This window comes from Pontibacter mangrovi (assembly GCF_006385705.1).
Lineage (GTDB): Bacteria > Bacteroidota > Bacteroidia > Cytophagales > Hymenobacteraceae > Pontibacter > Pontibacter mangrovi.
The window spans coordinates 35,204-47,473 of the sequence record NZ_VFRQ01000013.1 but is presented as its reverse complement, the minus strand read 5'-3'; the positions used below and the strand labels follow the sequence as shown (position 1 = coordinate 47,473).

General features: G+C 47.8%; 9 protein-coding genes. 5 read left to right on the top strand and 4 right to left on the bottom strand.

Features of this window, described 5'->3' with window-relative positions:
• Positions 1–139: 139 nt before the first annotated feature.
• Together FJM65_RS18370 and FJM65_RS18365 are read right to left on the bottom strand one after the other, a co-directional pair.
• Positions 140–592, bottom strand: coding sequence for a DinB family protein (locus FJM65_RS18370; RefSeq protein ID WP_140623420.1), 453 nt, complete (start codon positions 590–592; stop codon positions 140–142).
• Positions 593–710: 118 nt separating this feature from the next.
• On the bottom strand, positions 711–1,787 hold the full coding sequence (locus FJM65_RS18365) for an RNA-guided endonuclease TnpB family protein (RefSeq protein WP_140623418.1): 1,077 nt from the start codon (positions 1,785–1,787) through the stop codon (positions 711–713).
• 463 nt (positions 1,788–2,250) lie between these two features.
• Here FJM65_RS18365 and FJM65_RS18360 point away from each other — a divergent pair, with 463 nt between their 5' ends.
• The 5 genes from FJM65_RS18360 (at position 2,251) to FJM65_RS18340 (ending at position 8,531) form a co-directional block, all read left to right on the top strand.
• Positions 2,251–3,261 (top strand): 2-hydroxyacid dehydrogenase, encoded by a 1,011-nt coding sequence (locus FJM65_RS18360; RefSeq protein WP_140623416.1) that lies wholly within the window; start codon positions 2,251–2,253, stop codon positions 3,259–3,261.
• Positions 3,262–3,688: 427 nt separating this feature from the next.
• Positions 3,689–5,212, top strand: a complete 1,524-nt coding sequence (locus FJM65_RS18355; RefSeq protein WP_140623414.1) for an ArnT family glycosyltransferase — start codon at positions 3,689–3,691, stop codon at positions 5,210–5,212.
• Positions 5,213–5,834: 622 nt separating this feature from the next.
• Positions 5,835–6,980, top strand: coding sequence for a porin family protein (locus FJM65_RS18350; protein ID WP_140623412.1), 1,146 nt, complete (start codon positions 5,835–5,837; stop codon positions 6,978–6,980).
• Positions 6,981–7,191: 211 nt separating this feature from the next.
• A complete protein-coding gene (locus tag FJM65_RS18345; protein ID WP_140623410.1) occupies positions 7,192–7,926 on the top strand; it encodes a helix-turn-helix transcriptional regulator in 735 nt (244 codons plus the stop codon).
• A 71-nt stretch (positions 7,927–7,997) separates the two neighbouring features.
• The gene (locus FJM65_RS18340; RefSeq protein WP_140623408.1) at positions 7,998–8,531 is read left to right on the top strand and encodes a dihydrofolate reductase family protein; all 534 of its coding nucleotides are present in this window, start codon (positions 7,998–8,000) and stop codon (positions 8,529–8,531) included.
• A 454-nt stretch (positions 8,532–8,985) separates the two neighbouring features.
• Here the strand turns inward: FJM65_RS18340 and FJM65_RS18330 are convergent, their stop codons facing one another.
• On the bottom strand, positions 8,986–10,812 hold the full coding sequence (locus FJM65_RS18330; protein ID WP_140623406.1) for a metallophosphoesterase: 1,827 nt from the start codon (positions 10,810–10,812) through the stop codon (positions 8,986–8,988).
• 524 nt (positions 10,813–11,336) lie between these two features.
• The gene (locus tag FJM65_RS18325) at positions 11,337–12,104 is read right to left on the bottom strand and encodes a DeoR/GlpR family DNA-binding transcription regulator (RefSeq protein ID WP_181163786.1); all 768 of its coding nucleotides are present in this window, start codon (positions 12,102–12,104) and stop codon (positions 11,337–11,339) included.
• Between the last annotated feature and the right edge of the window lie 166 nt (positions 12,105–12,270).

The window sequence follows — 12,270 nt, the reverse complement described above, 5'->3', positions numbered from 1 at the left end:
TCAACGATTATTTAAGCGAAGGTCATGCGTGTGAAGACAAGAGACTACTTGTATTCCATCCAGGACTTATTTAGTAGTACTGCCTTTTGCCCCAAGGTGTCGCAGCGATTTTTAAGCTGAGGTCTAGTTAGGGCATGGGTCATACCCTGAACTGGCGCAGGTGATGGTCAAGGTGCTTATAAAACATATTGCTCCATTCCTGGGCAGTAAGGGGACCAAAGGAGTGGGAATCCCTGCCTTCGAAATGTGCAGGGCCCAGTGCCTGGGTCTTTCTGATGTAGTGGGTGAGGCGCTCTTTTTCTGCTTGAAAATCTTTGTCATGGGATACTTTAAAGGCAGGGGTTGTGGGGCTGCCCTGCTTATAAGGTTTCTCTCCAACCACGATGTTTTTGACAAACAGACGGAGGATGTATCGCTTCAAGGCTCCTGGCTTTGGGTGCCTGTCCTCATAAACCATTTCATAAGCCACATTGCAATGGGCTAGCATCTGGGGTGCGCTCATCTTACCCCAGGCAGGTTTTAGGTCAGGGCGAAGCTTGTCAAGGCGGGAGAGGAGCTCTTCTGTCGTTCCGGGTTCAAATACGTTTTTCATATAGATTTTCGTGTGGGGTGAACTACCCCTTGCCTAAAGGCGAAGGGGCTTCGGAGGTCAGCACTCCTACCAACGTAGGCAGTTCGCTCCGACTTTTCAGTCTGCGTCCCACAGACAGTTAAACTTTATCTCGCAAGGCGAAAGTCTTTATGTTCTCAGCAGCGTTCACGTCCCTGTCCAGCGTGTGCCCGTTAGCACAAGTCCACTCTCTGTCTTGCAGGGTCAGGTCTTTGTTGACCACGCCACAAATCGAGCAGGTCTTGGATGATGGGTCGAACCTGCCGATGCGGAGGATATTGACACCGTACCACTCAGCCTTGTATTCGAGCATCGTGACGAACATTCCCAAACCCGCATCACTAATGGATTGTGCAAGGCTATGGTTCTTGACCATACCTGAGATGTTAAGGTCTTCGATAGCGATAGATTGGTTCTCTCTAATCAGCTTGGTCGAAGCCTTATGCAAGAAGTCCTTGCGTTGGTTAGCCACCTTCTCGTGCAGTATTGCCAACCTGTGCTTTGTCTTTTTACCTTTGTGTTTGCTGTACCTGCGCTGCACGAACTTCAAGCGTGACATCGCTGTACGCAAGTACTTGGGGTTTGAAAACGTCTCTCCGTTGGAGGCGACAAGGAAGGACTTGATACCCAAGTCCACACCAACCGTTGACTTCTCTTTTATTTCAGGTTTTGATTTGTTTGTTTCTCCTGTCTCGCACAGGATGGACACGAAGTACTTCCCTGTTGGCGACTTGGAAATCGTGGCTTGCCTAATAGTCCCTTTCAGGAGTCTGTGTAGCTTAACCTCAATACCCTTCTTGAATTTTGGAATTATGAGTTTGCAATCTTCCACCCTGACGTTCTGCGGAATCTGAAACGACTGCCTTGCTGTTCGTTTCTTGAAGTTCGGGAAGTCAGCCTGCCCTTTGAAGAACTTGGTGAAGGCGGTGTCGAGGTTGTTGATGGCTTGTTGTAGAGATTGACTGTTGACTTCCTTCAACCACACACACTCTTTCTTCAACTCAGGGAGTTGCTTCACGAGGTCAAAGCAGGTCAGGTTCGTTTTGAACCCTGCGTAGGCTGTTTGTTTCGTCTCCAAAGCGAGGTTATAGACGAACCTACAACTGCCGATGTGCTTGTTCAGCAGCGTTGCCTGTTCCTCTGTCGGGTAGAGACGATATTTAAAAGCCTTTAGCATCTACACAAAGACACGTTATTTTTATAGAAACTGTATGCTTTTTTTAAAAATAGTTTGTGGTAACCTGAGCGTGGTAGTGTTCGCTTACATCCCCTTGCCTAAAGGCGAAGAGGTTTTTCGCTCATTCCGATAAATTAAGCCTTTTTTCTGTTATTTTTCATAAATCAACACCTACTTTTCTGTATATCCTGTCAGAAGGCTACGCGGGTAACCAGTAGGTGGGTTAAGTGCCAAAGGTTGGTCCGGCAAGCCTTTGATTGAGTATCACTTAAGAAAGAAGCTGCAATGAGGCTTAGCACCTTGTAATGTTTCTAAAGAACAGCTTGAACAAAAGCAGGGAGATGAGCGGAAGTGGCAAGGGACGTATTAGTATTAATACCCCAGGTACGGTGTTGAGGGTATCTTTGTCCTGATCGGGCTATTCAGGAGGTTAAGCCGTAAAAGAAAGAAAGGAGGATGCCGTATGAAAGTAGCCATATTCAGTACCCAGTCCTATGACCGTCTGTACCTGGACCGTTATAAGGAGGGTTCCCAACTGGAACTCACCTATTTCGATGCGGCGCTGGATGAGCACACGGCAGGTCTGACACAGGGCTTTGAAGCGGTCTGTATTTTTGTCAATGACAGGGTTGACCTGGAAACGGCTAACATAATTTCTGCCAATGGGGTCAGGGCCGTGGTGCTCCGTTGCGCCGGCTTTAACAATGTAGACGTGGCTGCAGCCCATGAAAGGGGAGTAAAAGTTCTGCGTGTTCCTGCTTATTCCCCGCAGGCCGTAGCCGAGCATACTGTCGCCCTGATTCTGACGCTGAACAGGAAAACGCACAAAGCATACAACAGGGTTCGGGAACACAATTTTTCGCTCGAGAGGATGATGGGCTTCAACCTGTATGGCAAAACTGTCGGAGTGATCGGAACAGGTCAGATTGGTGCCGCTTTTTGCCGCATCATGCTGGGGTTCGGCTGCACCGTGATCGCTTACGACCCGCTACCATCACCTGCGCTAAAGGTGCAGGGCGTCACCTATGTACCGTTAGAGGAGCTCCTGCGTACATCAGACATCATTTCATTGCACTGCCCCTTGACTCCTGCCACGCACCATCTCATTAATAAGGAGGGGTTTGATATGATGAAAAACGGCGTCATGCTCATTAATACCAGCAGGGGCGCCGTGATTCAAACCCGAGATGCAGTCCAGGCACTCAAGAGCGAGAAGCTGGGTTATCTCGGTATTGATGTCTATGAACAGGAGGAAAACCTGTTTTTCAGAGACTTGTCCGAGCGCATCGTGCCAGACGACCTGATTGCCCGCCTGATGGCCTTTCCTAACGTGTTGATCACAGCCCACCAGGGCTTTTTTACCAAAGAGGCCCTGCAACAAATAGCGGTTACTACAATAAAGAACTTAAATGACGTTGCCCTTGGCACGACTTCACAAAACGAGATCCTGCCAGAAAGCAAGGTATATAGATGACGGCCAGTGGCTAGAGCCGGATTTTTCCATACCGGTGGTAATGAAAAAGCCGGGAGGCATAGGGTGTCGGCTCCCCGGTTGTAGAACCGTTTCGGAGCAGAGGATATAAAAAAAATTAACTTCACTTCTACCACCACTACTAGGGGTGTTCCTTGTGGGTACCCCTGGAGGGGTTATTTACTGTGAACTGCTGGGGGCAAATGATTTCCTTTTCATAAGCAAAATTCAGCGTTACGGGGCTATCTCTACATGAAAGCGATGCTGTCTTCTGGGAGCTGACAGTACCTGTTCCCCGATGAGAAAAGAAAGCTGAAGCTCGAGCAGCGGATAAAGAAAAACATGCTAAATTAGATCTTAAGCCTGAAGCATTAGGCTTTGTAACGGCCTGATCAATAAACGTTAGCCGGGTTTTAAAGCATCGCATCCAATGGCAAGAAAAGCAATGATCTTAACAGGGATTATCATCTTGAAATTCCTTTTGCAGTACATTCTGATAAGCCCTGAGTATGATTTGCAACGTGATGAATTCCTGCACCTTGACCAGGCAAACCATCTGGCGTGGGGTTATTTATCTATACCTCCCATGACTGCCTGGATCTCCTTCCTCATCAAGCTGCTGGGCAATGGCCTGTTCTGGGTTAAGTTTTTTCCTGCCCTGTTTGGAGCCTTAACCATTTTTGTTGTTTGGAAAGCAATCGAAGAACTGAATGGGAACATTTTCGCTTTGGTGTTAGGAGCTACCGGCGTTTTGTTTTCCGCCATGCTAAGGCTCAATACCCTCTATCAACCAAACTCTTTAGACGTGCTGTGCTGGACAACGCTTTACTTCGTTGTCATAAAGTACATCCGTACAGAAAAGCCAAAGTGGCTTTACCTAGGAGCCATTGTATTTGCTATCGGGTTTTTGAATAAGTATAATATCGTCTTCCTGCTGATAGGCCTTTTTCCGGCCATCTTGTTGACAGAACAACGGGTGGTACTAGCCAAGAAGCACCTTTACCTGTCCTTGCTCTTGGGGCTGCTGCTCATCCTGCCAAACCTTTTATGGCAATACCGTACCGGGTTTCCGGTTGTGCATCATCTAAAGGTATTGGCTGAGACCCAACTGGTAAATGTAGACAGGTGGGGATTTTTGAAATCGCAGCTGCTATTTTATTTGGGCGCTTTGTTTGTCATCATTTCCGCTCTTTATGCCTTGTTATTTTACAAACCCTTCCGTAAGTATAGAGCCTTTTTCTGGGCTATCATTTTTACGCTTGCAGTTTTTGTTTATTTCAAGGCAAAGGATTATTACGCCATGGGGCTCTATCCCATTTATATCGCTTTCGGGGCTGTTTATCTTGCCGACCTATTGAAAACCGGTTGGAAGCGATATTTACAACCCATGGCCATTGCCATTCCGGTTCTGTTCTTTATTCCGATGTACAATGTTGCTTTTCCTAACAAAAGCCCGGAATACATCCTGCAGCATCAAAGGCTGTACAAGGACCTGGGAATGCTTCGGTGGGAAGACGGTAAAGACCATGCATTGCCACAAGACTACGCCGATATGCTCGGCTGGAAAGAGCTGGCCTACAAAGTGGATAAAATTTATTCGGCTCTTCCTGACCCAGCCAAAACACTGGTGCTCTGTGATAACTACGGCCAGGCCGGGGCCATTAATTACTATACCAAGAAGAAGATCAGGGCGGTCTCTTTCAATGCCGACTATGTCAACTGGTTTAAACTCGACCAACCGTATGATCATCTAATAAGGGTCAAAAGCAATTCTGACAGGGACAGCGAATTAGACGAAACCAGTCCCTATTTCCATATTGCATTCCTGTCGGACTCGATCACGAACCCCTTCTCAAGGGAATACCAAACCTCCATTTACACTTTTATAGGGGCTAAAGTAAACATCAATAAAAGAATACAGGAAGAAATTGACGAAACAAAAAACTACCGCTGACCGCCTTTAGGAGAAGCTAAATCGAAAGCGTTGTATTCAGGGCATCTATATAAAACCGACAATAAAGGTTTTTAAGTTGCTCATATACGCAGGCCCCCATTACAGATTTAGAAAATTAAAAGCTTTTGAAGTAGCTGTTTACAAGCAATAAAATCACTGCCGAGGCTTCGCTGGGTACAGAGTGCCTACAGGGAATAACCGTATGGGGTTCAAATCGGGAGAGGCTTGCCCCTGTCTGGGGTTATCTGGTGGCCGGCTTGCCGATCTAATGCGGGCCTGGAGGGGGGCGGAAGACAGCAAAAGGGAAACCCGCTCTTTTAGTGCATATGTTGTCGCAGGGGCATCGCTGCGTCAGGATACCTGCTCGGATGACTTTTTTATTTCCTTACGCAGATCTTTCTCGGTTGCGATGCTGGGTCCTTTGACCTTGTGGCTGTCTTAGCAGCCACACTTCTTGCTTTCCATATCTCAATAGGTGACTGAAGGGATGGGCTGATTTGAGCAACTACCCAAGAAAGGACAAGTGCAATATTATTAAGATATATTTTTATATTTAAAAGCTAAATACCTGCTGTTGCAGAAGGACAGCCTATCGTTGCCACTAGAGCTTAAGACACAATACATGAAAATGAACATCAACATTGCCATTGCTGTAAGTACTCTGTTACTAACGGCATCTCTTCCTGCTCAGGCGCAGTCAAGAAAGCCTTCCTACTATGTCACATGGCAGGGCGACACAGTGCAGGCAGCTATTTTGCGGGCCAGCGATAAAAAGAACAGTCACCTCTTTTATTTCAAAGGTGACCGGCAGGGGGACGTGCGGCAGGAACTACGGCCAGAGAATGTGAAAGTGGTGGTGTACGGCAATGAACGTTTTGTGTCAGACTCCCTGCCAACGGCAGCTTCGGGCAAGCAGGTGTTTTTAAAGCATTTGATAGAGAGCGAAGTGAGCCTGTATAAATTTACGGATGAGGCTGGCAAGGCTCATTTCCTGTTTCAGAAAAAGGGAGGCGAACTGCAGCCTATGCAGCTACGAACGTACAGCGGCGCGCTGAAAGTCGCTCTTACCGGTTGCCCTTCCTTCAACTTCAACGACCCTGACTTCATAAAGCAATATAGCTACAGCGTCAGGGGGCTGTCGCGGTTCTTTATCGCCTACAACACCTGCGCCACGCCCGATGTGCCTGTTGTGGAGCACCGCAACAAAACGCAGTTATACTTTACAAAAGGGGTAACGGCAGGTGTAGCGAGCAGTGCTGTGGATCTTGACGTTCTGGTAGCCAAACCGGGCAACTACGGAACATACATCAACCCTACTATCGGGGTGTTTGGGGAGTTCCACGTGGGCAGGCACCTGTCATCTGTGCTCGAATTGCAGTACCACCGCTACGAGGGGGAGCTTCTTACGCAGGACGCCTTTTACCCTGATGAGATTCGTATTGCCATGAAATATGTCCGGGTACCGCTCCTGTTCAAGTACACGACCACTGGAAAAGGCAAGTTCTTTTTAAATGCCGGTCCACATGCTAATTACCGGTTAGCACAGAGCGGCAACCGAAAGTATAGCAGCCTGGCGTTTAACTACCTACCCGACATCAACAAAATGGCCGTGGGGTGGAGCGGCGGTGCGGGCCTGGCGCTCTCGCCGTTTGCAAACAAAAGCGAGCTGAAGCTGGAAGGGCGCTACAACCACACCACCCTGTATACCGGTGTGAACGCCTGTGGCACCCTGATCTCAAGTCAGCTGCTGGCCAGCATCAGCTTTTAAGCGAGAAGGCCTCTTTAGGCGTTTATTGCCCGTTACCACCCCATCACCTGGCCCAAAATGCCCCAGCAGGGGCGGAAGGTACATGTGTTGCTGGCTGCCCAGGCAAAGAAGTACTTCCAGAATAAGGGCAATAAATAGGAAAGTGTCGTTGATAGAAAATGATAAAGCGTTAATTTAAAAGTTGGTGGCTTTTGTGCGACACCCAGAACGAATGAAGTATAGAGAAACAACACCGTGTAAAGAATTATCCTCCTTTATTCATTCCTATTGGGAATTGAAAGGAGACGAATTTGATAGACAATGGGAGCGAATTTTTCCTGATGGTTGTGCAGGCTTCGTAATGAATTTGGGCAATACTTGCTTGACAGACAATGGCTCAGTTTCTTTAGAATTTGGGAAAACTTATGTGGTTGGTGCAATGACTTCATTTAAAGATAGTTTTATTGAAAGCAAAACACATTTGTTAGGGGTTTGCCTCAAACCTGCAACTTTTGCTAACTTCTATAACTATGTTTCACAAAATGAATTGATTAACCATACTGTCGAATTTGAGAAATCCAATTCATTTAATGTTAATAAAATCCTTGAAAACCCATCCCATTATTTGAACCAATTTTTTTGCGACAGAAAAAAAGGCCAAAACAATTCATTACAATCTGTTATCAATGATATACATACAAAAAAAGGGCATATTAGCATTGACGAACTTTCAAAACGAAATTCTATAACTGTAAGACAACTTGAGCGAAACTTTAAAAAGCACATAGGAATTTCTCCAAAAGAATATTCAAATATTATTCGCTTTCAAAATACTTTGAGCATCATCAAAAATTCAGGCGAAAACCAAAGCTTCTTAGAAATAGCCTTTGAATGTGGCTATTATGACCATTCGCATCTTGCCAATGAAATCAAGCGTTATACAGGGCTTTCTCCATCACTACTTTAATTTGTCGCATTTTTACAAAGTGCAAGTGGTTGTACAACGTAATTTTGCAGAAACACTAAAACTCAAAGCAAATGCGGGATATATCACTTTTCATTGCAACAAGTTTAGACGGCTACATAGCAAAACCTAATGACGACCTTAGTTTCTTAAAATTGGTTGAAAAGGAAGGAGAAGACTATGGTTATGCGGAATTTACAGACACAATTGACACAATTATTATTGGTAGGAAAACCTATGATTATGTGCTGAAAGAAATTGGCCCGTCTCATTACGATAACGGACAACGGGATGTTTATGTCATAACAAGTAAGGAAAGACCGCAAGTAGGGAGAACGAATTTCTATACAGGAGACCTGACCCAACTAGTTGAACGGTTAAAGTCTAAAAAAGGGAAAAATATTTATTGTGATGGTGGTGCAGAAGTTATAAATGAACTATTGCAACATGACTTAGTAGATGAGTTTATAATTTCGGTTATCCCAATTTTACTAGGTAACGGAACCAGACTTTTTAAGGACGGAAGACCTGAGCAAACACTTGAATTTATTACAGCAATAACGTTTGATACGGGATTGACACAACTGCATTACAAGCGAAAAAAGTAAGCAAAGAACTGCCTGCCTTGTAAAAGCGTAACCCCGGCTAAGTAGCAAAAAAATGAGCTTTTGCTTCTAAGAAACTTTGTGGTAGGTTGGAAGCTAGTCGCTCCGAAACCCGCTTTACACTTATTCTTGACCGTTAGCGGGCGTTGTGTAAAACGACAGCTTTGACAAATCAAGAAATAGAGTATGAGCAAAATAATTTTTGACGGTGGAATATCTCTTAACGGTTATTTCGCAGGAGATAACAGAAGTTCTAATAATCCAATAGGTGGTGTTTCAGGACTAATTCATTAATGGATGTTTAATCAAAAAGCTTTTTGGGAATACCTATGTAGGCTTTTCAGACCATTCTAAGTGCTGCGGCCAGGCTTTTACAGAAAGCCTGACTCAACTTGGTTCCACTCTTTTCGCGCCAGCAGGTGCAGCAGCACGGTGAGGTGGGAAACGTAGTTTTTGATTATTTGCCTTTTTGTAAGGGAATAACCAGCGGCTGCTCTATCAGAAAGGGCTGATGCCCGTCCATGGCGGCTGCAGGTTCAAAAAAGGAATTCCCGGCCTTCGTGCCGGCTGTTCTCTTCCACCTGCGGGGCACCTTCCTGACCCCGATAGGATAGAGGGTGATTTCCTGCTCGGTGATGTGCAGGCGCAGGAAGTTCTTGTGGTCCTGGTGGCGAAGGGCAGAGAAGGCCTCACTGTCATGCACCTTTAAAAGCAGGTTCATCAAAATCAGGTAAATACCGGTGAGGAGTCCCCCCAGAAGGGTGCCGGCGACGAGAAGCAGCAACACGATTCCTGCCTTGCCGAGCATATATTCCAATAAGGTAAAGGTGCTGTTCCCCCCGGGCGAAACAGAGGCCAGCAGGTAGCCACCGGGCCAGATGAGCGCCAATGCCAGCAGGGCATGGAGAAGGCCATGCATGCCGCCCAGCATAGCTAAGGCTGTGGGGTAACGGGAGGCTTTCCGATCGGCAAAAAGACCAAAGCCTATGCCTAAGAGCGCGATGAAAAAGAACGTGGAAGGACTACCGGCAAGTGCCTGCAACAGAAGCAGGGGCGAGGGCCACAGATCTTTCAGCCCGGGCCAATCCATTTGCCAGAGGCGGCCATGGTCGCTGTAAAGCTGCCAGCCCATGAGCAGGTAAAACAGGCCAAGCAACAGGCAGAAATACGGATTCTTGAGCGGAAACAGGAGGTTTTGGAAAAGTAAGCCCCGGGATACTTGCCTGGGAGGAAAGCATTCCTCCAGCACAAACCGCTCGTTTTTGCCGCTGTGCTTGTCGGGCCAGGTCAGCGCGTCCTTCAGATGGTGGGTCGGGTGCAGGAAGGTGCCGCCTCCCCCGGCCGTCAGGTAAGGCGTATCGGCCTTGCCCTCCGCCACGTGAGTATGGCGGGCGTAATGGTGCAGGTCCCCCGCCAGCACAAGCACAAGCCTAAGAGACCGGTGCCTGGTAGTATCCCTATGATGGTCCCGGTAGATGATATCCTCCAGGCAGTGCTTCCTGAAAAAGGCCAGTTTCTCGTACCGCTCCTTTGCCAGGGCTTTCTCGCAGTGTACCCAGGCGGGTTCTGCCGTGCACAGGATGACCTGGTCACCCTCTTGCATGCGCTCGGTGGCCACCTCCCGAAAGTAGTCGAGCTGAGGCTTGTCGATGTCGGCATTAAGGGAGATGTCAATCCCCCACAGCCAACAGGTGGAGGTCAATCGCAGGGCAAAGTAGCTGCGCTCCTGCCGGGTGGACCAGCCGCCGATCTGACGCTCCTGGCAGAACTGCTTGAGGAAACTGCTGAGCCCGTCATACCAGTCGTGGTTACCGGGGATGGCAAAAAGGTGAGGCTCCGGTGCGGTGCAGCCTGGCGGCGCGGCCTGTTTGGGGAAGGCGCACTCGTAGGGTCCCCACAGCCGGTCATGATACTCTGTGCGGGCCGGGGTCGGGTATACCTGGTCCCCGCCCATTACCAGCAGGTCCCCGCGCCGGGTAACCGTGCTACCGAAGGGCAGCTCTTTCCGCGCCAGCAGGTAGGCGGTGTAGTAGGTGGGGTTCCAGCCGTCGCCGACATCGGCAATGTAGTCCAGCCACAGTTCCTTGCGGCCGCTGTAGTCGTAGGAAGACGCCTTGCGAGTCGTGGCAAACGACTCCCGCTTGTCGGCATAGGTGCTGAACACAGAGGAGACTGTTACCCGAACCGCCGTATCCAGCAGCTGCAGCGGGTTGAACCAGCGCACCATGGGCTTTCGCCTGAAAGCCACTTTTCCGATATTCACGCTGGACTTATCGCTGGCCATGGTGGTAGGGGGTAGGAGTAGAGCGCATTGCCTTTGGTTCTTCGTGTAAATAGCATGCCTAAGATAAGCGATACGCGCTTCGGTTACAAGCTATCAGGCATCCCCTTCAGAAAAACGGGCACAGGCTGCTGCTTCTGTTAGCAATAGGCAGGAGTTTAACGTTGAACTGTATGTTGCCTTACCTAACCAGGAAGTGCCTACTAGCACCGTTTTGATAACTATCCTCCTTACGGTTAATTCTAATGGCAAAGGGTATGAGGGCTTTCCAGACAAAAGTAGAAGCAGCTGGCTTGAAAGGTATGAATAAAAGTATGCATTGATGAAGCTTCCTTTTACAAGTAATAAAGATTGTACCTTACTAAGGTGGGGCTGTTGTAACGTGGAAGTTGGCTTACCTCTTGCGCATGCCCAGGCAAGTGGAAGGACAACAGGATACTGAAGCCAAGCTACCAGCCTGGGGCATGCGCTTTCCGGACCGGCCCTTTGCCTCAAGGTGTGCTGGTGGGAAGGGGGATAATAGGCTGTTATTTTGCGATAATCACTTTTATCCCGCGTTCTTCCAATGCGTCAACCACACTTGGCTGCACACCACTATCTGTGACAATATAATGTACCTGATCCAGGCTGCAGACCTTTCCAAGGCCTCGTCTGCCAAACTTGGTGCTGTCTGCCAACACCGCCAGTTTCTGTGCCGACTCAATCATTTTTTCGTTGAGACTTGCCTCTGCCAGGTTCGTAATTGATAAGCCAAAGTCCAGGTCAATGCCGTCTACTCCCAAAAAGAGGATCCCGCAGGATATACCCTCCAGGGTGCGCTCAGCCTGCGAGCCTGCTACAGAGGAAGAATTGGGCCGGATAAGTCCCCCTAGCTGAAGGACTTCCACATTGGGTCTGGTGGAAAGCTCCAGTGTTACCTTAACAGCAGGTGTAATGACGGTGAGATGCGAAGCGGGGTGCAGGCAACGGGCCAGTTGAAAGACAGTTGTGCCAGAGCCAATGATAATGGAGTCGTTGTCTCTGATCAAGGTGAGGGCAGCCTTTGCGATCTTTTGCTTCTCATCTGCATGGATGAGCTCTTTTTCATTTATAGGGCGCTCAATCGTATAAGGGTTGTGGATAGAGGCGCCTCCCCTTGTTCGGAATAAAAGGTTCTTATCCTCAAGTAACTTTAGGTCCTTTCGGATGGTGACACCTGATACCTCCAGCATATCGCTTAATTCCTGAATGCTAACGCGGCCTTCCTCCTGCAGTCTTTGCAGTATCAGCTGATGTCTTTCCGTTATGTTTATCATCTTATTCGGGATTATCTTCAGATTAAGAGTCTCTCTATCTATTAATATTTTCTTAATAGCAACTATCGCAAAGTTAAAAAAAGCATTTAATACTTTTGAGGTAAAGAGTATGAAAGGTAAGTAAATCATGATTTAACCCTTGTTTCACACAAAATATGATTCTATG